This window comes from Ensifer adhaerens (assembly GCF_002940685.1).
Classification (GTDB): Bacteria; Pseudomonadota; Alphaproteobacteria; order Rhizobiales; family Rhizobiaceae; genus Ensifer; species Ensifer adhaerens_E.
Window position 1 is genome coordinate 51,585 of the sequence record NZ_PNFP01000025.1, and the last position, 21,930, is coordinate 73,514.

22 protein-coding genes are annotated in these 21,930 nt (G+C 60.3%); 11 read left to right on the forward strand and 11 right to left on the reverse strand.

What is annotated here, in order from left to right; all coding sequences use genetic code 11:
* Nucleotides 1-46 precede the first annotated feature (46 nt).
* The 3 genes from arsC to C1A35_RS32690 are packed head-to-tail and all read right to left on the reverse strand — an operon-like array spanning nucleotide 47 to nucleotide 1,352.
* Nucleotides 47-478, reverse strand: coding sequence for an arsenate reductase (glutaredoxin) (gene arsC / locus C1A35_RS32680; protein WP_104668397.1), 432 nt, complete (start codon nucleotides 476-478; stop codon nucleotides 47-49).
* A complete protein-coding gene (locus C1A35_RS32685; RefSeq protein ID WP_104668398.1) occupies nucleotides 475-1,002 on the reverse strand; it encodes an arsenate reductase ArsC in 528 nt (175 codons plus the stop codon). Before C1A35_RS32685 ends, arsC begins: the two co-directional genes overlap by 4 nt.
* Nucleotides 999-1,352: an ArsR/SmtB family transcription factor gene (locus C1A35_RS32690; protein WP_104668399.1), complete on the reverse strand. Its 354-nt coding sequence runs from the start codon at nucleotides 1,350-1,352 to the stop codon at nucleotides 999-1,001. Before C1A35_RS32690 ends, C1A35_RS32685 begins: the two co-directional genes overlap by 4 nt.
* Nucleotides 1,353-1,468: 116 nt before the next feature.
* Between C1A35_RS32690 and C1A35_RS32695 the strand changes: the two genes are divergently transcribed.
* The 7 genes from C1A35_RS32695 (at nucleotide 1,469) to C1A35_RS32725 (ending at nucleotide 10,085) form a co-directional block, all read left to right on the forward strand.
* Nucleotides 1,469-2,383, forward strand: coding sequence for a substrate-binding domain-containing protein (locus C1A35_RS32695; RefSeq protein ID WP_104668400.1), 915 nt, complete (start codon nucleotides 1,469-1,471; stop codon nucleotides 2,381-2,383).
* The gene (locus C1A35_RS32700; protein ID WP_104668401.1) at nucleotides 2,380-3,846 is read left to right on the forward strand and encodes a sensor histidine kinase; all 1,467 of its coding nucleotides are present in this window, start codon (nucleotides 2,380-2,382) and stop codon (nucleotides 3,844-3,846) included. Before C1A35_RS32695 ends, C1A35_RS32700 begins: the two co-directional genes overlap by 4 nt.
* Entirely contained in the window at nucleotides 3,836-5,164 is a 1,329-nt protein-coding gene (gene aioR, locus C1A35_RS32705; RefSeq protein ID WP_104668402.1) for an arsenic response regulator transcription factor AioR, read from the forward strand. Before C1A35_RS32700 ends, aioR begins: the two co-directional genes overlap by 11 nt.
* Nucleotides 5,165-5,314: 150 nt before the next feature.
* Nucleotides 5,315-5,839, forward strand: coding sequence for an arsenate reductase (azurin) small subunit (locus C1A35_RS32710; protein ID WP_199773089.1), 525 nt, complete (start codon nucleotides 5,315-5,317; stop codon nucleotides 5,837-5,839).
* 12 nt (nucleotides 5,840-5,851) lie between these two features.
* Complete coding sequence (locus C1A35_RS32715; protein WP_104668404.1) at nucleotides 5,852-8,317, forward strand: arsenate reductase (azurin) large subunit; 2,466 nt, start codon at nucleotides 5,852-5,854, stop codon at nucleotides 8,315-8,317.
* 61 nt (nucleotides 8,318-8,378) lie between these two features.
* A complete protein-coding gene (locus C1A35_RS32720; RefSeq protein WP_104668405.1) occupies nucleotides 8,379-8,759 on the forward strand; it encodes a c-type cytochrome in 381 nt (126 codons plus the stop codon).
* A 30-nt stretch (nucleotides 8,760-8,789) separates the two neighbouring features.
* Nucleotides 8,790-10,085 (forward strand): molybdopterin molybdotransferase MoeA, encoded by a 1,296-nt coding sequence (locus tag C1A35_RS32725; RefSeq protein ID WP_104668406.1) that lies wholly within the window; start codon nucleotides 8,790-8,792, stop codon nucleotides 10,083-10,085.
* 108 nt (nucleotides 10,086-10,193) lie between these two features.
* Here the strand turns inward: C1A35_RS32725 and C1A35_RS32730 are convergent, their stop codons facing one another.
* The gene (locus C1A35_RS32730; protein ID WP_234823103.1) at nucleotides 10,194-11,048 is read right to left on the reverse strand and encodes a LysR family transcriptional regulator; all 855 of its coding nucleotides are present in this window, start codon (nucleotides 11,046-11,048) and stop codon (nucleotides 10,194-10,196) included.
* 139 nt (nucleotides 11,049-11,187) lie between these two features.
* Between C1A35_RS32730 and C1A35_RS32735 the strand changes: the two genes are divergently transcribed.
* The 4 genes from C1A35_RS32735 to arsK all read left to right on the forward strand — a co-directional run bounded on the left by C1A35_RS32735 (nucleotide 11,188) and on the right by arsK (nucleotide 14,816).
* On the forward strand, nucleotides 11,188-11,706 hold the full coding sequence (locus tag C1A35_RS32735) for a GNAT family N-acetyltransferase (protein WP_104668407.1): 519 nt from the start codon (nucleotides 11,188-11,190) through the stop codon (nucleotides 11,704-11,706).
* A 95-nt stretch (nucleotides 11,707-11,801) separates the two neighbouring features.
* Nucleotides 11,802-12,122, forward strand: coding sequence for an ArsR/SmtB family transcription factor (locus C1A35_RS32740; RefSeq protein WP_104668408.1), 321 nt, complete (start codon nucleotides 11,802-11,804; stop codon nucleotides 12,120-12,122).
* 55 nt (nucleotides 12,123-12,177) lie between these two features.
* Complete coding sequence (locus tag C1A35_RS32745) at nucleotides 12,178-13,593, forward strand: FAD-dependent oxidoreductase (protein ID WP_104668409.1); 1,416 nt, start codon at nucleotides 12,178-12,180, stop codon at nucleotides 13,591-13,593.
* Nucleotides 13,590-14,816 carry an arsenite efflux MFS transporter ArsK gene (gene arsK, locus C1A35_RS32750; RefSeq protein ID WP_104668410.1) on the forward strand — a complete coding sequence of 409 codons (1,227 nt, stop codon included), beginning with the start codon at nucleotides 13,590-13,592 and terminating at the stop codon, nucleotides 14,814-14,816. Before C1A35_RS32745 ends, arsK begins: the two co-directional genes overlap by 4 nt.
* Before the next feature lie 117 nt (nucleotides 14,817-14,933).
* Here arsK and C1A35_RS32755 read toward each other — a convergent pair whose 3' ends face one another.
* The 7 genes from C1A35_RS32755 to C1A35_RS32785 form a co-directional block, all read right to left on the reverse strand.
* The gene (locus C1A35_RS32755; protein ID WP_104668411.1) at nucleotides 14,934-15,620 is read right to left on the reverse strand and encodes a winged helix-turn-helix domain-containing protein; all 687 of its coding nucleotides are present in this window, start codon (nucleotides 15,618-15,620) and stop codon (nucleotides 14,934-14,936) included.
* 15 nt (nucleotides 15,621-15,635) lie between these two features.
* Nucleotides 15,636-16,322: a phosphate regulon transcriptional regulator PhoB gene (gene phoB / locus C1A35_RS32760; RefSeq protein ID WP_104668412.1), complete on the reverse strand. Its 687-nt coding sequence runs from the start codon at nucleotides 16,320-16,322 to the stop codon at nucleotides 15,636-15,638.
* 45 nt (nucleotides 16,323-16,367) lie between these two features.
* Entirely contained in the window at nucleotides 16,368-17,081 is a 714-nt protein-coding gene (gene phoU, locus C1A35_RS32765; RefSeq protein ID WP_104668413.1) for a phosphate signaling complex protein PhoU, read from the reverse strand.
* A 46-nt stretch (nucleotides 17,082-17,127) separates the two neighbouring features.
* Complete coding sequence (pstB, locus tag C1A35_RS32770) at nucleotides 17,128-17,943, reverse strand: phosphate ABC transporter ATP-binding protein PstB (RefSeq protein ID WP_058322201.1); 816 nt, start codon at nucleotides 17,941-17,943, stop codon at nucleotides 17,128-17,130.
* Nucleotides 17,944-17,954: 11 nt separating this feature from the next.
* Nucleotides 17,955-19,253, reverse strand: a complete 1,299-nt coding sequence (gene pstA / locus C1A35_RS32775) for a phosphate ABC transporter permease PstA (protein ID WP_234823100.1) — start codon at nucleotides 19,251-19,253, stop codon at nucleotides 17,955-17,957.
* Nucleotides 19,253-20,623 carry a phosphate ABC transporter permease subunit PstC gene (gene pstC / locus C1A35_RS32780; protein WP_104668414.1) on the reverse strand — a complete coding sequence of 457 codons (1,371 nt, stop codon included), beginning with the start codon at nucleotides 20,621-20,623 and terminating at the stop codon, nucleotides 19,253-19,255. The genes pstA and pstC overlap by 1 nt, the downstream gene beginning before the upstream one ends.
* Nucleotides 20,624-20,688: 65 nt before the next feature.
* A complete protein-coding gene (locus C1A35_RS32785) occupies nucleotides 20,689-21,726 on the reverse strand; it encodes a PstS family phosphate ABC transporter substrate-binding protein (RefSeq protein ID WP_104668415.1) in 1,038 nt (345 codons plus the stop codon).
* Nucleotides 21,727-21,930 lie beyond the last annotated feature (204 nt).

Sequence of the window (21,930 nt, forward strand, 5' to 3'; positions counted from 1 at the left end):
GCCCCATCAGAGGCTGCGCGCGATGCTCTGGCTTGCGTTGCCTTGATTAGACGCGCTGGCCACGCGCATCTACGACCGCTTCGCCATCTTCCTTAGTGAACGCGCCCTTCTGGGCTTCAGGCAGAATGTCGAGGACGGCCTCGGAGGGGCGGCAGAGTTTTACACCGAGCGGCGAGACGACGATCGGCCGATTGATCAGGATCGGATGTTCCATCATCGCGTCGACGAGCGCTGTGTCGGAGAGCGTCGGATCGCTAAGACCCAGCTCCTCGTATGGAGTGCCCTTTTCGCGGAGCACTTCGCGCACGGAAATCCCCATGCGCGCGATGAGCTCTTCGAGCAGCGCGCGGCTTGGCGGGGTCTTGAGATATTCGACGACGTGCGGCTCGATCCCGGCATTGCGGATCATCGCAAGCGTGTTGCGCGAGGTGCCGCAATCCGGATTGTGGTAGATGACGATATCGACGGGATGTGTCATGCGACGTCGGGCCTCCGTGCCGAAGAACCTTCCATCTGACCGATTTCATGAAGCTTCGCGGTCAGGCTCATCCGCTCGAGACTTTCGACCGGAAGGGCGGCGAAGGCGGCAATACGGAGCTTCATGTAGCGAAGCGTCGTCGCGAAGGCCACGCGCTTGTCGGCGTCCGTGCCTTCAACCGCGGCCGGGTCTTCTACCCCCCAATGCGCGGTCATCGGCTGGCCCGGCCATACGGGGCAAGCCTCTCCTGCCGCATTGTCGCAAACCGTAAAGACGAAATCGAGTTCGGGCGCCCCTGGCCTTGCGAATTCGTCCCAGCTCTTCGAACGCAGACCGTCGATCGGATAATGATGGCCTGCCAGTGTCTCGGTGGCAAAGGGATTGACCTCGCCCTTTGGGTAGCTGCCGGCAGAAAACGCATTGAACTTGGCGCCGCCGTCTCTCCTTAGAACGCTTTCTGCTATGATCGAACGAGCGGAGTTTCCCGTGCAGAGAAACATCACGTTGAACGTCGTTTTCGTCATGGTGTGACCTTTTCGGTTGAACGACAGGGATTGAGTTCCTCGACCAGAGACCCGCAAAGGTCCGCCCTTCCCCCACAGCAATCCTTCACAAGGAAGAGCGTCAGATCGCGCAGTCGCGGCAAGGCCGCCCGATAGACGATCATGCGGCTGTGGCGTTCGGAGGTAACGAGGCCGGCCCGTGCCAGAATGTTGAGATGGGCCGACATAGTGTTTTGGGGCACGGCCAGAGCTCTCGCGATCTCTCCAGCCGGCATGCCGTCGGGGGCGTGTCGGACAAGCAGACGAAAGGTGTCGAGCCTCGTCGATTGGGCAAGCGCGGCAAGCGCAAGAATTGCGGTTTCTGATTCCATATATCCAGAATACTAGAAATATGGACGCGGTCAACCGCAGATGCTAAAAACAAATGCTTGGGGTTTGCCCCACGCTGTCCGAGGGGAGACGGAGGGCGGGTGGCGGGAGGAGCCGAATGGAAGAAGGTCGGGGCGGATTCGGGAGCCGTCTATCAAGACGCAGCGGCATTAACAGGCGAGGTTTCATTGGAGGTGCTCTGTCCTTGCTGCCTCTCCAGGCAGCCTGGGCATTCAACGAAGTACCAGCGAATAGCGGAACATTGCGCTTTGGGCTGACCCCCGTCTTCCTGTCCAACGATCTTGAGGTTCTCGACGAACTGAAGATGTACCTGTCGAATGCGACGGGTTACGACGTGCAGCTTGTCACCCAGAGGACATATCAGGAAGTGACGGCCCTCTTGGTCGCGGGCAACCTCGAGGCAGCGTGGATCTGCGGGTACCCCTACCGAAAATTCCAGGATGAACTGGCGCTGGTGGCGACGCCCGAGTGGCGCGGCAAACCTCTTTATCAGTCCTATCTCATCGTCGGGGCAAACCGGGGTGCGACCTCATTTGAGGACTGCAGGGGTGATATCCACGCTTTCTCGGATCCGGACTCCAACTCCGGCTACCTCGTCACGAAGGCGTACCTCGCTGAACGAGGGCTCAGTGAAGACGCTTTCTTCCGAAAGACGTTCTTCACCTATGGCCATCGCAATGTCATCCGTGCCGTTGCGTCGGGCTTGGCGAACTCCGGCAGTGTCGACGGCTATGTCTGGGAGGTCATGAAGACCATCGAGCCGGAACTTGTTTCCCAGACACGGGTCCTCGTGAAATCGGAATGGTACGGTTTCCCACCGATCGCCGCGCCTGCGAGATTGACGGGCACGCCTCTCTTTGAACGCGTGCGCTCGGCATTCCTGCAGATGGCATCCGACACACTCGGCCGATCGCTCTTGAACAGATTGCAACTCGATGGGTTCGTCGATGCCCCGCCTTCGACATTCGACGGCATTGCGGCCAACATCGAACTCGTGCGGAGGCTCGGATGAACCTCCTCGCGTCCATTCGGCGGATACCGCTGACATTTCGCATCCCGGCGATGGTCGCGCTGCTGATGATCGTCATTAGTGCCATCATCTCGGAGCGTGTTTTGAGCAGGCTCTACGAGACCCAGCGGCAGCATATGGCAGCCGTGGCGGGGACCTATCTCGACGGGCTTTCGATGGCGCTCGTGCCGGCTGTGCTGCGCGGAGACATCTGGGAGACATACGACATTCTCGATCGGACACGGTCGACCTATGGGGCACTCGCGCCGCTTGAAACGATCGTCACCGGACGGGATGGCCGGGTCCTGGCATCAAGCCATCCGAAATCGGTCGCACCCCTTGCGGAACTGCCTGAGGAATATGCCGATCGCGCGCCCGGGCAGGACGGAATGAAGATTGATTGGGACAAGCGAACGGGCTTTGGCAAGCGGGAACTCGTCTATCAGGGGCGGACTGTGGGGGCGATACATGCCTCCTTTGATATCTCGCACCTCATCGCCGAGCGCCGCGAGGTGCTCAACACGCTCTTGGCTACGAATGCCGTCCTTGCCACAGCGTTCGCGGTTGTCGGCTACCTGCTGGCGCGCCGGATGGTCCAGCCTGTCAAGACACTGGCGGATCACATGCGATCAGGAACGAGCGCCACGCTTTTGCCGATCGCGGTCGAGGAATTCCCGAGCCGGGAGGGCGAGTTCGCCGAATTGTTTCATGGGTTCAACGCCCTGGTCGAAGCCGAACGCGAGCGGAGCGCGCTCACACTGAAGCTTGCCGAAGAGGAGAAGCTCGCGAGCCTCGGCCGCCTGGCATCGAGCATGGCGCATGAGATCAACAACCCCCTCGGGGGCCTCTTCAACTGCATCGACACGCTGAAGCGCCACGGGCAGGACGAGGCCGTCAGGCAAGCCAGCTTGTCCCTGCTTGAGCGCGGACTGACCGGCATCAGGGACGTCGTACGGGCGGCCCTTGCGACTTACCGGCCAGACCGAAGTGGCCGGGCACTTACCCTGCAGGATCTCGATGACGTGCAATTGCTGGTCGGGCCTGAAATCGCCCGCAGGCAACAGACGTTGAACTGGGAGCGATGTCCCGACACGCCGTCGCTCGCGGCGCTTTCCGGCGTCGCCGTCCGTCAGGCGCTCCTCAATCTCGTCCTCAATGCCAGTGCGGCGGCCGGCGACGGTGGCAAGGTCGCCGTTCAATCCCGTGTCGATCCTGAGACCTGCGCCTTGGTGCTTTCCGTAGGCGACAATGGCCCAGGCCTGAGTAACCACGCCCTTGAGGTGCTCGTAGCGACCGAACCGGCGCCGGCGAGCCGGATCGGCAACGGCCTTGGGCTGTGGATGGTCAGAAAGATGGTCGATGAAGCCGGCGGTTTCATCAAGGTCGGAACAAGTGACATCGCCGGTGCTCTTGTCGAAGTGCATCTGCCACTTAAGAATCCTCTGGAGGTGAACAATGCCGCGTGAGACGGGACGCATCGGACTGTTGGAAGACGACCCGATCATGGGTGAATCGCTCGTCCAGCGCCTCTTGCTAGAAGGGCATAAGGTGCAATGGTGGACGCGTGGAGACCAGGCTCTTCGTGAATTGTCCGGTCACGCCGGCGATTTCGATCTCGTCATCTGCGACATTCGGTTGCCGGACATGAACGGGGAGGAAGTCTTTCGGCAAAGCTGTTTCGAAAGCTCGACGCCGTTCCTGTTCATGTCGGGTTTCGGCGACATCGATCAGGCGGTGCGGTTGATGCGCAGCGGCGCGGTGGATTTCATCACCAAACCGTTCGAGATGGGAACGTTGCTCGACCGGATCGCCTCGAGCCTCAGATCCGTGCCGGACGATGCCCTTGAAGGTGTTCTGGGAATTTCCGCATCGATGCGGAATGTGGAAATGATCCTTCGGCGATACGCGTCCCACACGTTGCCGGTTCTCATCCAAGGCGAGACGGGCACGGGCAAGGAGATCTGCGCGCGCTTCCTTCATCAAGTGTCCGATCGGGCAAAGGCGCCGTTCATGGCCGTCAACTGCGCGGCGATACCCAGCGAACTTCTGGAAAGTGAGCTGTTCGGACACGAAAAGGGAGCCTTCACCGGCGCCAATCAACTGCATCGGGGGTATGCCGAGCGGGCCGGCGACGGGATCCTGTTTCTCGACGAGATCGGCGACATGCCTCTTGCGCTTCAGGCCAAGCTGTTGCGACTGATCGAGGACGGCCACTTCCACAGGCTTGGAAGTGAAAAACCGATCCCCTTCAAGGCGAGGATAGTTTGCGCCACGCATCAGGACGTCGAGAGTGAGCGCACGCGTTTTCGCCAGGATCTCTACTTCCGGCTTTCTGCCCTGCCGGTCACCCTTCTTCCCATCAGAGAGCGGCCCGAAGACATCCTTTGGCTTGCTCAACGGTTCCTGGACGAGATCACCGAAGCGCGGGAGACTCCCGTGCGCGGCATCAGTGCGCTGGCCGAGGACATGATGCTGGAGCATGCGTGGCCCGGCAATGCGCGCGAACTGCGAAACCGGCTGGAACGGGCAGTGGCGCTTTCGGAAAGCACGCTGCTAATGCCGCTTGAGCTTTTCCCGGACAAACGCATTGCCGTCGTTGCCGGACCTGTTGAAACATTGTCGGAGGCTCGCGATGCCGCCGAACGCAGGCAGATCCTCAGAGCCCTCAGCATGACCGACGGGCACATCTCGGAAGCCGCGCGCTGTCTCGGCGTATCAAGAACGACCCTTTGGGAAAAGATGACACGCTTCGGGATCGAAAGCGGAGGACGTTCGGAAAACTGAACACCCCTCCCTCAAGGCTGTTCTGTTTTCCTGACACGTTGCCGGCGTTCGCCGCGCCGAAGCGCGGGGTTTCCCAACAAATCCAGGCCAAATCGGATTGGCACGGCACTTGCTGACCTAGGATGACGACATCCACGTAGGGAGGCTTGCATGTCACGCTGTCGAAACATGGTCGATCTCGGCCGACGCCAATTCCTGCGCGGTAGCGCCCTGGTCGCTGCCAGTGCCACGGTTGCCGCGACGGCGCCTGCGCCGCAGGCGAGAGCGGCAACCCCCGCGGCCCGGGTCGAGTATCCATCGAACCGTCTTGCCAACCTTTCCGAGCTTGTCGCGAACGAGCCGCTGGACGTGACCTACCCTGACGAAGACGCGGCGGGTGTGCTTCTCAAGCTTGGCGTTCGCGTCGAAGGTGGCGTCGGTCCGGACGGCGATATCGTCGGTTTTTCGACGATCTGTCCGCACAAGGGATTTCCCCTCACCTATTCGGCCGACAGCAAGACCTTCAACTGTCCGGGCCACTATTCGGTGTTCGATCCCGAGAAGGGTGGCCAGCAGGTCTGGGGCCAAGCCACGCAGAACCTGCCCCAATACAATCTTCGTGTCGCCGACAACGGCGACATCTTCGCCGAAGGCGTGGACGAACTGATCTACGGCCGCCTGTCGAACGTGCTCTGAGGGAGAAACAAGATGGCTTACAAACGTCACATCGACCGTCTGCCGATCATCCCCGCGGACGCGACACGCCACAACGTCACCTGTCACTACTGCATCGTCGGATGCGGTTATCACGCCTACACCTGGCCGGTGAACAAGCAGGGTGGAACCGCGCCCAACCAGAATGCCTTTGGCGTCGACCTCTCCAAGCAACAGGAGGCGGAAACCGACGCGTGGTACGCGCCGTCGATGTACAACATCGTCAAGCAAGACGGCCAAGACGTGCACATCGTCGTCAAGCCGGATCATGAGTGTGAGGTAAACTCGGGCCTTGGGTCGATACGCGGTGCGCGCATCGCGGAGATGAGCTTTTCCGAAGCTCGCAACACCCAGCAGCAGCGCCTTACCGACCCGCTCGTCTGGCGGTACGGCCAGATGCAGCCGACGAGTTGGGAGGATGCGCTCGATCTCGTCGCCCGCGTGACCGCGGCCATCGTCAAGGAGAAAGGCGAGGACGCGCTCTACGTCTCGGCCTATGACCACGGCGGCGCCGGCGGCGGCTATGAGAATACCTGGGGGACGGGCAAACTTTATTTCGAGGCCATGAAGGTCAAGAATATCCGCATCCACAATCGCCCCGCCTACAATTCCGAAGTTCACGCTACCCGCGACATGGGGGTTGGCGAACTGAACAACTGCTACGAGGATGCCGAACTGGCCGACACAATCTTCTGCGTCGGTGCCAATCCGCTTGAAACCCAGACAAACTACTTCCTGAATCATTGGGTGCCGAACATGCGCGGCACTACAAGCGCGAAGAAAAACGAGCAGCTACCGGGCGAAGAGCATCCCCCGGTCCGGATCGTCTTCGTCGATCCCCGTCGCACCGTGAGCATCAATGCCTGCGAGGCAGAAGCGGGCGTCGACAACGTGTTGCACCTTGCGATCAATTCGGGCACCGACCTTGCGCTCTTCAATGCGATCTTCTCGCACATTGTGGAGAAAGGCTGGACCGACAAGGCGTTCATCGAGGCGAGCACCACCGGGTTCGACGAAGCTGTCAAAGGCAACAAGGTCACGATCGAAGAGGCATCGAAAATCTGCGGCGTGCCCGCGGCCGATATCGAGAAGGCAGCGCAATGGATCGCCGAGCCAAAGGCTGAGGGGAAACGCCGCCGCACGATGATGCCCTACGAAAAGGGCCTCATCTGGGGCAACGACAATTACCGCACGAATGCAGCACTCGTGAACATTGCGCTTGCCACCGGAAACATCGGCCGCCCGGGCGGCGGCTGTGTTCGTCTAGGTGGTCACCAGGAGGGCTACGCTCGCCCGTCGGACGCCCATGTCGGCAGGCCTGCCGCCTATGTCGATCAACTATTGATCGGCGGCCAGGGCGGCGTGCATCACATCTGGGGGTGTGACCACTACAAGACGACCTTGAACGCGCATGAGTTCAAGAAGGTCTACAAGAAGCGCACGGATATCGTGAAGGATGCGATGAGCGCGGTCCCCTACGGCGATCGCGATGCGATGGTAAAAGCGATCGTGGATGCGATCAATCAAGGCGGCCTCTTTGCCGTCAACGTCGACATCATTCCGACGAAGATCGGTCAGGCATGCCACGTCGTGCTCCCCGCTGCCACTTCCGGCGAGATGAACCTGACCTCCATGAATGGTGAGAGGCGCCTGCGTCTGACCGAACGTTACATGGATCCGCCAGGCCAGGCGATGCCGGACTGCCTGATCGCTGCAAGGCTCGCCAACCACCTGGAGCGGGTTCTGCGCGACATGGGTGACGCTGCCTATGCCGACAAGTTCAAAGGTTTCGACTGGAAGACCGAGGAAGACGCCTTCATGGACGGATATCACAAGGTCGCCCATGGCGGAGAATTCGTAACCTATGAACGCCTGAAGGCCATGGGCAACAACGGCGTGCAGGAGCCGGCAACCGCCTTTGAGGGCGGCAAGTTGATTGGCACTAAACGGCTCTACGAAGACGCCAAGTTCGGCACTGATGACGGTAAAGCGAAGTTCATGGTGTCCGAATGGCGCGGGTTGCAGGCTCCCGGAAAGCAGGCCCAGAAGGACAAGTACAAGTACCTGATCAACAACGGCCGAGCCAACCACGTATGGCAGTCGGCCTATCTCGACCAGGAAAACGACTTCGTCATGGATCGCTGGCCATACCCGTTCATTCAGATGAACCCGCAAGACATGACTGAAGGGGGTCTGAAGGAAGGCGATCTGGTCGAAGTGTTCAACGATGCCGGCGCCACCCAGGCGATGGTTTATCCCACGCCCACGGCGCGCCGGAGCGAGACCTTCATGATGTTCGGTTATCCGACGGGCGTGCAGGGCAACGTCGTCAACGCCGGCACGAACGAATTGATCCTGCCCAACTACAAGCAGACCTGGGCCGACATCCGCAAGATCGCGGACGCGCCGCGCAACGTCGCCCACCTCTCCTTCAAGTCGCAGGAATACAAATCGGCCTAAGCTCCACAGGAGGGCGATCAGCGATCGCCCTCCCCTTTCCCTATTGAAATGGATATTGAGAATGCGGAAATCGCTTACAGTTGCACTTTGTCTATTCGCAGCATCCCCGGCTCTCGCCGACGGCAATGCGGATGCGGGTGCTGTCGTTTTCAAGAAATGCGCGGCGTGCCATGCGGTCGGTCCGGGGGCAAAGAACAAGGTTGGGCCGGAGCTGAATGGCATCCTCGGCCGCAAGGTGGCAGCCGTTGATGGCTTCAACTACTCACCGGCGTTCAAGACAAAGGCGGAGGAAGGCTGGAGTTGGGATGAAACGCATCTTTCCGAATACCTGGCAAACCCGAAGGCCTACATCAAAGGTACGAAAATGGCGTTCCCAGGACTGAAGAAGCCAGAAGAAATCTCCGACATCATTGCCTATCTCAAGACGTTTCCCGCTGAATAAGGCGGTTCCTGAGCGACCCGGGAGGTCAACATGACCGTGAAGTGTCAAACAGCAGATCCGATCGAAACGGTCGTTACCTGCAGCGATCGCGGTCAATCTAAGCAACTCCTTTCCGTTCCGGAGGCGGTCAATGCAGCGATCAGCGTTGCGTTACCCGTTACCGGGGGCGAGAGCCTCGCTCTTATTGCCGCCTCGGGTCGTATCCTTGCACGTCCAGTCATGGCGGGCTGTAACTTGCCGCGTTTTGACCATTCGGCGATGGACGGCTATGCCGTGCGGTCGCAAGATTTGCACGGTGTTGGCCCCTGGACGTTTTCGGTGGTGGGCGGTGTGGCGGCAGGCGACATGCCGTCATCCGAGGAAGCCGCGGCCGGTACCGCTATCGCGATCAACACCGGCGCGCCCGTCCCGCCCGGCTACGACGCCGTTCTCGTAAACGAGATTTGTCTTCGCACCAATGAAGCCATCGTGACCGCGCATCGGCCAAGGCGCGGAGAAAACATACGGGTAGCTGGCGAGGACATAAAGGCAGGAACGGTCGTCGCGGCCGCCGGCACGCTCGTCACGCCTGATGTTGCTGCAATGCTTGCGGGCCTCGGGATGGCGAACATAGGCGTCCTGCGCCGCGTTCGCGTCGCCCTGATCACGACCGGTGCAGAATTGAAGCAACCGGGTGAGGCATTGGCATCCGGGCAGATCTACGACTCCAACAGATTTCTCGTCCGCGCCATGCTTGATCGGCCTTGGATCTCACTGACCGATGCCGGCAGCCTCACGGATCAATTTGACAGTATCAGGGGCGTGCTTCGCGACCTCTCGCGAGATCATGATGTCGTGATTTCGACCGGCGGCATGTCCAGCGGAGCCGCGGACCATGTGTGGAATGCGCTTCAGTCACTCGGTGCGTCGATGAGCGTCTTGAATGTTGCAATGCGGCCGGGGAAACCGGCGACAATCGGTCGGGTTGGTTCGGCGCTGTTCGTCGGCTTGCCGGGTAACCCAATGGCGGCGGCGATTGCGCTGCGTCAGATCGCTTTGCCCGCCATTCATGTCACCGGCGGTCGTGCGCCGGTCGATCCGGAATGGTTTCCGGCCAAGTCCGGTTTCGCCTGTCGCAAGCGGCCGGGCCGCACCGAGTTCATCCCTGTCCGCATTTCCGGTCGCGACGATCAAGGCATGCCGATCCTGGAGGCGCTCGGACGAGGATCATCGGGCAGCCTGTCACCAATGGCACGGGCGGATGGCATCGCTGTTTTGCTTCCCAATCTTAGCGAGATCAGCGAGGGCATGCGATTGCGCTATGAGCCATTTGGTACGACGTACTAACAGGAAATCAGAACTGTTGCGTCAGGTCCGACGTCTGTTCTGCCCTATGAAACTCGCGCGTTCGTACAGCGCGTCGTGCGGGCTTGAACCACTTCGTCGCACCTCCGCTCAACCAGTGACTTCGTCCCGAATAGCCTGCATCGTCTCGCGAAGCCCTCGACTTAGATGCTTGTCGCGGCGAACAACCAAGGCCAGTGCCCTTGTAAGTGCCGGTCGCAAGTGAAAGGTGTGGAACGTTGCCGTGCCTTCCGATTGCCTCAAGGCAAGACGCGGAATCAGCGACCATCCCAACCCCGCCCCCACTAATTGCTTGATGGCTTCGACGCTTCCGAACTCCATCGCCTGCTGCACCCGTACCCCCGAGGCCCCGAACCATTCATCAATTAGCCGGCGGGTGTTTCCACCCTCGAAAAGAAGCAGGCTCCTTGAGCCGAGAAACGCCGCATCTACAGAGGTGGCGTCGTCATGGGATTCGCTGGCCGGGGCGATCGCGACGAGTTCGTCATCGTAGATGGGTTCGACTTCCAACGATCGGCCGGAAGCTGGCAGCGTAACAAGCGCGAGGTCGAGGCTGTTCGCCTCGAGGTCACGCAAGATGTCTTCGGTATTTCCAACCCGGACAACAATCTCGAGACCTGGCATCGAACCTTTGATTTTGGCTATCACGGGCGGCAGTAAATGAATGCAGGCTGTAGCACCAGTGCCTATCCGTACCCTACCGACGGCGGCCGCCTTGTGTGGTGCCATCGACTCAGAGGCGTCGATCACTTCCTTCTCGATCCGACGACCGTGACGGAGCAGTTCGTGGCCGGCAGGCGTCGGCTGTGCCTTCCGCCCGATCCGCTCGATCAAGCGGACGCCTAGATGCTGTTCCAAGTGTTTCACCTGGAGGCTGACAGCAGGTTGCGTCAAACCGGTTCGCTCGGCCGCTGCGGTGAAACTTCCCAGCTCAGCGACGTCCATGAAGGCGCGCAGTTGATCGAGATTGAAACCTCTCACCAAACCTCTCCTTATAGCTTGCATAACAAGCATAAACTTCCTTTAGCGTTGTAGCCAGGCGATGATAGGCCACCGAGGCAGCTGAAACGCGGCAGAGATCAAAATGTCAGACTTTACCATCGTCCCATGTGGGGAAGCTCATATCACCGGAATCGCGGCGATCTACGAGCACGCCGTTCGTTTCGGGACGGCCAGCTTCGAGCTAACTCCCCCCAGCGACATGGAGATGCTGGACAGGCGTAACGCCATGGTTTCGGGTGGCTATCCGTATCTTGTTGCCGAGATGCACGGCGCAGTGATCGGATACGCCTACGCCGGGCCGTATCGCCCGCGCCCGGCCTACAGAGGCACAGTCGAAAACTCGGTCTATGTGCACCACGACAAGCAAGGGCTTGGAATTGGGAGATCACTCCTGCAGAGCCTGATCGACGAATGCACACGATTGGCGTTTCGGCAGATGGTCGCGGTAATAGGCGACTCCGCCAATATCTCCTCGCAGAGGCTGCACGCAAAGTTGGGGTTCGAACAGATCGGAGTTCTGAAGGCGGTGGGCTGGAAGCATGAGCGTTGGTTGGACACCGTATTGATGCAGCGGTGCTTGGACGCGGGAACGATGCGATGAGGAAGACCTCATGACCATCTACCTGGGAAAGATATTTCCAAAATCATCGAAATATCGATTGACCGCATCCCGCCCATTCGGCTATCTCTATTTCCATGAAACTCGAATTAGCAGCATCCCAACTCGAATCCCTCGGAAACCCGACGCGGCTGCGCCTTTACCGCGCACTGGTGCGTGCCGGCGTGGATGGCCTTCCGGTGGGAGGGCTTCAGCAGAAACTCAACATTCCAGCGAGTACGCTCTCCCACCATTGCCGCAAACTGATCGACGCGGGCCTGGTGACGCAGGAGCGAATTGGAACGACGCTGATCTGCCGTGCCAACTATAAGGCGATGACATCGCTGGTCGGTTATCTCGCCGATGAGTGCTGCGCCGATGGTGCTTGCGAAGAACGCAGGGAGACGGCGGAAGCCTGATCCCTTTTTTTGACATTAAATTTCGATGAAACCAGAAATATGGAAGGAGAGACACATGGACCACACCCCCGATCTACCAGTCGCCGTCATTGGCGCGGGTCCGGTTGGACTTGCCGCAGCCGCCCACCTCCTGCAGCGCGGTCTGCAGCCCGTGGTATTCGAGCGTGGTGAGGGACCCGGTTCCTCACTGATCGAATGGGGACATGTTCGTGTCTTCTCGCCCTGGCAATACGTGTTGGACAAGGCGGCCCAGGCGCTGCTCGAAGACAGCGGCTGGATCCAGCCTGATCCCGATGCGCTCCCGACGGGAGCGGAGATCGTCGAACACTATCTTGCTCCCCTCGCCCGCCTCCCCAACGTCGCGCGGCACATCAAATACAATGCCTCCGTCAATTCCATCACCCGGCTGGGACTGGACAAGGTCGCCAGCGAAGGGCGTGACGACACTCCCTTCGTTGTTCGCTACACGGTCGACGGGGTCGAGCGAAAACTGACGGCACGCGCAGTTCTCGATGCTTCCGGGACCTGGCTGCGGCCGAACCCGATTGGCATCGACGGGCTTCCCGTTGCCGGAGAAAAGACGGAATCCGATAGCATCCGCTACGGCATCCCGGATGTGAGCGGCCGGGAAAAGAAGGACTACGCGGGCAGACGTGTTCTCGTGATCGGAGGCGGGCATTCGGCGATCAATGTCGTGCTTGCCTTGCTCGACCTACAGAAGGAAAGCAGAGGCACATCGATCATCTGGGCGTTGCGGCGCAACAAGATCGCCAAGCTGCTCGGGGGCGGCCTGAACGATCAGTTGCCGGCCCGAGGTGCGCTTGGCCTTGCCGCCAAGGACGCGATTGAAAGCGGCCGCTTGAAGCTGCTTGCCCCAATTTCGGTGGAATCGATAGAGCCCGAAGCGGATGCTTTGCGCGTCAACGCCGACGTCGCCGGTTCCCTGGAAGTCCTTGATGTCGACCGTATCATCGTCGCGACAGGCTTCCGCCCCGACCTTACGATCTTGAGTGAGCTGCGCATCGATGTCGACGCCGCGGTCGAATCTCCGCGCCAGCTTGCCCCGATGATCGATCCGAACCTCCACTCCTGTGGCACCGTCCCCCCGCATGGCGTTGACGAGCTTTCGCACAGCGAGCGCGACTTCTACATCGTCGGATCTAAGTCCTATGGCCGAGCGCCCACCTTCCTCATGGCAACCGGTTACGAGCAGGTGCGGTCCGTCGTCGCCGAACTCGCTGGCGACCCTGTCGCCGCGCGGCAAGTCCAACTCGTGCTTCCCGAGACCGGTGTTTGCAACGTGACGCTGCCTGGTGACACAGATGATGCAGAAACGGGTTGTTGCGGCGGCCCCGCCCCCGTCGCGGCGGACGCCTGCTGTGTCGCGGACGCCGCGGCGAAGTCCGAGGGTAAAACGGGATGCGGTTGCGGGACGCCAACTCAGCCAAAAGAACTGGAAACGATTGGATGAGCGAGAAGTCCGCGCCGGCAAGCCTGATCTGGGCACTCGGAGTGACCCAGATCATAGGCTATGGCACACTCTACTATTCGTTCAGCATCCTCGCGCCAGGCATGGCGCGAGACTTCGCGATTCCCATCGACTGGCTGTTCGGCCTCCTGTCGCTGTCGCTTCTGTTTGGAGGTTTGATTGCCCCGAAGGCCGGCGGATGGGTGGACCGTTTCGGTGCTGGTCGCCTGATGGTCCCAGGTTCCCTTGCTGCCGGACTGGCTCTTGTCGCAGCGGCATTGTCACCCAACGCGCTTTTCTTTGGTGTTTCGCTCGTCGCGATGGAGGTGGCCTCAGCCTTCGTTCTTTACGGAACTGCCTTTGCGGCAATTGTGCAAATCGGCGGGCGCAGCGCCCAACGCAGCATAACGCACCTGACGCTGATCGCCGGGTTCGCCTCGACGTTGTTCTGGCCCCTGACTGGCGCCCTCAGCGGCCACCTCGATTGGCGGACGATCTATCTCGCCTTTGCAGCCCTGAACATTCTGGTCTGCATGCCGATACACTATTGGATCGGCCGCTTTCCCCATTCCGATCCTTCGCCGGCAACGGCAACGGGGCAGAGTTCTTCGGCTGTCGAGCAGGACCGGGATGGATCGCAAAATGGCTTGTTCGTTTTGATGCTATGCGCCTTCGCGATCGAAGGCCTCGTGCTCGCGTCGATCCTGACCCACATGGTTCCCATGGTTACTGCCCTTGGATTGGGAACCGCCGGGCTTGTGATATCAACCCTGTTCGGTCCTTCACAGGTCGCAAGCCGTCTGCTCAACATGCTTTTTGGCGGTCGTCTGTCCCAAACAACTCTTGCGGTGATTTCAGCCGGTTTGCTGACTTCCGGGCTTGGGGTCCTCCTGGTGACCGCCCCTTGGGTACCCGGCGTCGTGGTCTTTGCGATCCTGTTCGGTCTCGGCTCGGGACTTGCAAGTATCGTCGGCGGGACACTCCCGCTCGAGTTGTTCGGCCGGACAGGGTATGGGGTTCGTCTCGGCTGGGTAAGCGCAGCCAGACAGTTTTCCTCCGCGGTCGCTCCCTTTGCCTTCGCGTTCATGATGAAGGCATGGGGTATCAGCGATGCGATCGGGCTCGGCGTCGCCGCCGGTGCGGTGGCCATCTTGTTTTTCGGTTCGATCGCCCTTCTGCGCAATCGGCGCTCGACGATCACTGCTGAACCAGTTCCAGGGGCATGAGCCCCTGGATTTCAACGGCAACTTTGGTGTGTGCGTCGCTCTCCTGAGCGCTACTGCGATATTGGGCTCATAAGGTGCAGCGAATTGCTACGAACCAAGCGATCGGTCCCGATGGACCTAGTAGTCGCTCAGTGAGTAGCCCGCCCCGCGTACGGTGCGGATGAGCTTGTCGGCCTTGCCGAAGCCAATGCCCTTTCTAAGCCTGCCGATGTGAACGTCGACCACGCGTTCGTCCACGGTCGCATCGTCACCCCAGAGCGACGCCCTGAGTTCGGAGCGCGAATAGACTTTGCCCGGCGAGCGCATCAGAAACTCCAGGAGCTTGAACTCGGTCGGGCCGAGCCGCACTTCACGCTTCTGTCTGTGAACTCTGTGGGAAGCGCGATCAAGCGTGAGATCCCCCACCTTGATCATATGGCCGAGGACCGCAGGGTTCAGGCGGCGCAGCAGGTTTTTGACCCGAACGACGAACTCCATCGTCGAAAAAGGCTTCACCAGACAGTCGTCGGCGCCGGCAGCGAGCCCGGCGATCCGCTCGTCATTGTCCGCGACATCGGTAAGAAGCACAATTGGGAGCGATATCGTTTCCGGAAGAGTTCGCAGCCGACGGCAGAGATCAATTCCGGATATGCCAGATAGCGACCAGTCGAGGACGAGTACGTCCGGCACCACCATTGCAAGTCGTGCCTCAGCTTCGTCGCCGCGCGAAAGGCCTTCGACCGTGAACCCTTCCTTGCGCAGATCGTGTTCGAGCATCAGACGCAGCGGCTCGTCATCCTCGACGACAAGAATTCGCGCTCCCATTCAGACTTCACTCCCTTACTGTGCTTCCAGCGAGTACCCTGCCCCACGCACCGTGCGGATCACGTCCGGCATCGTGTTGAAGTTCAACGCCTTGCGCAACCGTCCAACATGGACGTCCACCGTGCGCTCGTCGACATAGATGTCGTGCCCCCACACGCCATCCAAGAGCTGCGCCCGTGAAAACACGCGTCCGGGCGAAACCATGAAAAATTCAAGCAGGCGAAACTCCGTCGGACCAAGCCGAACCTCGCGGCTGCGGCGATGAACGCGGTGCGTTTCGCGGTCAAGCTCGATATCGCCGGATCTGAGGATCGAAGAGAGAACCTCCGGCTTCGCCCGCCTGAGCATCGCCTTGACGCGCGCCATCAGTTCCGGCGTCGAGAACGGCTTGACCACGTAGTCGTCGGCGCCGGTCGCGAGACCGCGGACGCGCTCGCTTTCCTCGCCACGTGCCGTCAACATGATGATCGGGAGGCGCTCCGTCTCCGGGCGCTGGCGCAGCCTACGGCAAAGCTCGATGCCGGAGACGCCAGGCAGCATCCAGTCGAGGATGAGGAGATCGGGAAGGCGCTCCTGAAGGCGCAATTCGGCCTCGTCCCCGCGCAGGATCGTATCAACATCGAAACCCTCAGCTTCGAGGTTGTAACGTAGCAGGACGCTCAGCGCCTCTTCGTCTTCAACGACAGCGATTCTGGGAAGCATTCAGCTAAACTCCGTGATGCCTGTTGGCTGGCCTTGAGAGGCGGGTTACGCGCCCGTGGCCCCTACTGAGGGCGTGTTATCGTCCTTCGGGCGCTCGCCCTCCAGCTGTGCACCGGTCGTCATGTAGTAGATCGTCTCGGCGATGTTGGTCGCGTGGTCGCCAATGCGCTCGATGTTCTTGGCGCAGAACAGAAGATGCGTGCAGGGCGTGATGTTGCGCGGATCTTCCATCATGTAGGTCAGGAGCTCGCGGAACAGCGATGTGTAGATCGCATCGATCTCCTCGTCGCGCTCGCGGATGCTGTTGGCCTTTTCGGGCGAACGTGAGGCATAGACGTCGAGAACTTCCTTGAGCTGCACCAGAGCGAGCTCGGCGAGGTGTTCGAGACCGCGGGCGAGCTTGCGCGGGATGCCGGAACCGGCGACCGCGACCACGCGCTTGGCATTGTTCTTGCCAAGATCGCCTACGCGCTCCAGATCGGAGGCGATCCGGATCGACCCCATGATCTCGCGAAGGTCGGAGGCGACCGGCTGGCGCCTGGCGATCGTGACAATCGCCTTCTCGCCGATCTCCCGCTCGGCGTCGTCAAGGATGACGTCGTCGGAGATGACCTTCTGCGCCAGCGCCAGGTCGGAGTGGACGAGCGCGCGGACGGACTCGGCGACCATCTGCTCGGCAAGACCGCCCATTTCCGAGATGCGGCGCGTCAGATATTTCAGCTCTTCGTCGAAGGCTGTCATGATGTGTGAAGACGACATGTTTTGTTCCTCGAAAAACCGCTAACCGAATTGCGTCTCGTTTCAATCAGCCGAAGCGGCCCATGATGTAATCCTGGGTGCGCTGGTCATCCGGATTGGTGAACATCTTATCGGTGTCGTTCTCCTCGACGAGATTGCCGAGGTGGAACATGGCGGTGCGCTGCGAAACGCGAGCAGCCTGCTGCATCGAGTGGGTCACGATGACGATCGTGAAGTTCGTGCGCAGTTCATGGATGAGTTCCTCGACCTTGGCGGTCGCGATCGGGTCGAGTGCCGAGCAGGGCTCGTCCATCAGGATCACTTCAGGACCAACAGCGATTGCACGGGCGATACACAGACGCTGCTGCTGGCCACCCGAAAGACCCGTGCCCGGCTCATGCAGGCGGTCCTTCACTTCGTTGAAGAGACCGGCCTTCTGGAGGCTGTTTTCAACGACCTCGTCGAAATCCGCCTTGCTGCGGGCAAGGCCGTGGATGCGTGGACCGTAGGCGATGTTTTCGTAGATCGACTTCGGGAACGGGTTCGGCTTCTGGAAGACCATGCCGACGCGGGCGCGCAGTTCGACGACGTCTACCGACTGGTCGTAGACGTCAGCGTTATCCAGCGTGATGGACCCGGTGACCCGGCACCCCTCGATGGTGTCGTTCATGCGGTTCAGCGTACGCAGGAAGGTCGACTTGCCGCAGCCCGACGGACCGATCAGCGCAGTAACCGTGTTCTTCCGGACGTTGAGGTTGACGTCGAACAGCGCGCGCTTCTCGCCGTAATAGACCGAGACGTCCTTTCCGACCATCTTGAAGTGTGCGTCGCTCATTTTCTGCTCCAGCGCTTTTTCAACTGCTGCTTCGGACATGATGTTCATCTCTGTTCTCCCTACCAGCGGCGCTCGAAACGCTGCCTGAGAAATATCGCGATCCCGTTCATCAGCACGAGGAATGCCAGAAGGACGAGGATTGCGGCGGATGTTCTGGACACGAAGCCGCGCTCGGGACTGTCGGCCCAGATGTAGATTTGCGTGGGAAGCGCGGTCGACGCCGCGAACACACCATCAGGCGGGCTTGTGATGAAGGCATTCATGCCGATCAGAAGCAGCGGCGCCGTCTCGCCGAGCGCGCGCGCCAGCGAGATGATGCTGCCCGTCATGACGGTCGGCATGGCGAGTGGCAGGATGTGATGGAAGATCGCCTCGTGCTTCGATGCGCCAATCCCGAGCGCTGCCTCGCGGATGGACGAAGGCACGGACTTCAACGAAACACGCGTGACGATAATCAGCGTCGGCAGCGTCATGAGGGCGAGAACGAAACCGCCGACGAGCGGTGCAGATCGCGGCAAGCCCAACCAACCGAGAAACACTGCGAGACCAAGCAGACCGAACACCACGGAAGGGACCGCCGCGAGGTTGTTGATGTTTACCTCGATGAGATCGGTCAGCCGGTTCTTCGGCGCAAACTCCTCAAGGTAGATCGCTGCTGCGATACCGATAGGGAAGCTGATCGCGAAGCAGACGAGCAGCGACCAGAATGATCCGGAGATCGCTCCCGCCAGGCCCGCCAATTCCGGGAAACGGCTGTCGGCATTGAAGAACAGGCCCCAGTTGAACGGCGTCGAAATAATGCCCTTCTGAACGAGCTGATCGTACAGGCCAATCTGCGTGTCATTGACGCGCCTCTGGCTCTCAGGCACATCGCGACGGATCTCCCCCTTGGCCAGCTGGTCGACCGGGTCCGCCATCGGGATGGTGAATGAGCTCACGCCCTTCAGACGGCCCGGATCGGCGACGACCGCATCACGGACGAGGAACTGCCCCGACGACGTGAACATTTCGAAGAACTTGCGTTCGTCGCTGCGCGAAAGGTCAGGCAACTGAGCACGCAGCGCATTGCGGACGATGCCGCGCCAATCGGCTTCGCCGATGTTTGCGGGATCAACCTTCGCCTGGGAAAGATCGATCTCGACCGTTGCCACGGTCTGCGTGAACGCCTTGTAGCCTGTGAATGTGAGGGAGCCGACAAGGATTGCGAGGAAGCCGAGCGCAAAGGCGATGGCAATCATGCCATAAATCTGCAAGCGGCGGTCGGCGGCGTAGCGCGCCTTGCGGCGGGCTTTCATCTCGTCGGAGTGCCAGTTTACGCCGGCATTGCGCATCGTTTCGGTGACAGCTGCGCTGGACATCAGTATTTCTCCCGATACTTACGCACGGTGCGCAGAGCGATGAGATTGAGGATCAGGGTCACGATGAACAGGATCAGGCCGAGTGCGAAAGCGGCCAAGGTCTTCGGGTTATCGAATTCCGAGTCTCCGATCAGCAGCGTGACGATCTGCACGGTGACGGTCGTGACCGCGTCGAACGGGTTGACTGTCATCTTGGCAATGAGGCCTGCGGCCATGACCACGATCATCGTTTCGCCAACGGCGCGGCTCAGCGCCAGCAGAACACCCCCGACGATGCCCGGAAGAGCAGCCGGAAGCAGAACTTTCCGGATGGTCTCGCCCTTTGTCGCGCCGAGGGCATAGGAACCCTCGCGCATGGCCCTCGGCACGGAAGCCAAAGCGTCATCCGACAGCGAGGAGATGAACGGGATGATCATGACACCCATGACCGCGCCGGCAGCCAGAGCGCTGTTCGGCGAAGCGTCTATGCCGAGGCTCAATCCGAGGCTGCGGACTGCAGGAGCGACAGTAAGAACGGCGAAGAAGCCGTAAACAACCGTTGGGACGCCAGCCAGGATCTCAAGGAGCGGCTTTACGACAGCGCGGAATCGCTTATCCGAGTATTCGGTCAGGTAAATCGCTGACAAGATTCCCGTTGGAACTGCAACAATCATCGCGATGCCGGAAATCACGAAGGTACCGAAGAGGACCGGTATGACGCCGAAAGCGCCCTGCCCCGCCACCTGGTCGGCGCGGATGGCGATCTGCGGCTCCCAACGGAGACCGAAGAGAAATTCGGTGACCGGCACCTTTGAAAAGAACTGGATCGCTTCAAAGACGAGCGAGGAGATGATGCCAAGCGTGGTCACGATCGCGACCAGCGACGAAAACATCATGAAGTACGTGACGGAGCGCTCGACGCTGTGGCGGGCGCGGAAGCGGTTGCCGATCACCCGGTAACCCAGGAACGCGCCGATGGCCATTGCTGCGGCAACAACCGCGATAATGGCGACCGAGGAGAGTTGCTGGAGCGACTTCAGGTGTGCCACCGCAGCCTGGATCTCAGGCGTCGGCTCCTTGAAGATATTGCCGGCAGCCACCTGCCGGACCTCGCTCAAAATGAGCGATTTCGCCGTTGCGTCCAGGCTTTCGGAACCGGGGAAGCTGGCGATCACCAGTTGGTTGATCACACTGCTCTGCCCGACGAGCCACAACAGGAAGAAGATGAAAGCCGGAACCCCGGTCCAGATCGCGGCGTTGAGGCCGTGATATATCGGCCTGGAATGGGTTTTTTCAGAAGCACCGTTCTGCGTCGCGCGTGCGCGGGCAGAGCCGACAAAGGTCATAACCAGCGCTGCAAGCGCCAAAGTGATTAGCAAGTATCCGGACATCTCAGCCCCCAGATCAAAAGACGGGGCTGGCTACCACAAGCGGTAGCCAGCCCCAATGCCTGAAGTTACGAACCGAGCTTCTTGGCTTCGAGAACGGCCTTCTGCACTTCAGCGCGCTTGGCGTCGTCGAGCGGGGTCAGGCCGCGCTCAGCGAGGTAGCCATCCGGGCCAAGTGCGCTGTCAGAGACGAACTCTTCCAGGAATTCCTTCATGCCCGGAATGACGTCGCGGTGCGCGTTCTTGATGTAGACGAACAGCGGGCGGGCGACCGGGTACGAACCGTCCTTGATGGTGTCGAACGAGACTTCAACGCCGTTGATCTTGACGTCCTTCAGCTTGTCCGAGTTTTCATAGAGGAACGAGTAGCCGAAGATGCCGACCGAGTTCGGGTCCGACTCGAGACGCTGAACGATCAGGTTGTCGTTTTCACCGGCTTCGACGAACGGGCCATCCTGGCGCATGCGCGAGCAGACTTCCGTCCACTTCTTTTCGTCAGCCTTTTTCAGGTCGGCCATGCCCGGCAGACCCTTGCAGCCGTCGTGCATGACGAGTTCGACGAAAGCGTCGCGCGTGCCGGAGGTCGGAGGCGGGCCGAAGACAACGATGTTGGTGCCCGGGAGCGAAGCGTCGATATCCGACCACTTCTTGTTCGGGTTGGGGACCAGAGTGCCCTTGTCGTCCGGAAGCTCGGCTGCGAGCGCCTTGAAGATCTGCTCTTCGGTCAGGTTCCAGTCGGCCTGGTTGGCACGCGAGACGGCGATCGAGAGACCGTCATAGCCGATCATGGCTTCGGTGATGTCGGTAACGCCCTTGTCGGCGCACAGCTTAACTTCGGATTCCTTGATTGCGCGCGAGGCGCCGGTCACGTCAGCGAAGTCTTCACCAACGCCGCCGCAGAAAGCCTTGAAACCACCGCCGGTGCCCGTGGATTCAACGACCGGAGCGGCCTTGCCGGACTTGTTGGCGAACTCTTCAGCGACAGCCTGCGAATAAGGGAAAACCGTCGAGGAGCCGACGACCTTGACCTGATCGCGAGCGACAGCGACGCCAGCGGTGGCCAGCATGATAGCGACGAGGGCGCAGCTTCCTAGATACTTCTTCATGGATCATCTCCCGTGAAATTCGGATTGACGCTTCGGCGTCGCCACCCCTTTAGACCTTGCACATAACAGTTTTGTGACAGATTTGTATCAAGCCGAAGACCCGGCAAATCCAGGGGCTTTTCGATCGGCGATGTCGCAACGACGGGGGACGTCAACGGACGCGAAGGATCCTTGGATGTGACCCTTAAGAGAATGCACTTCAGC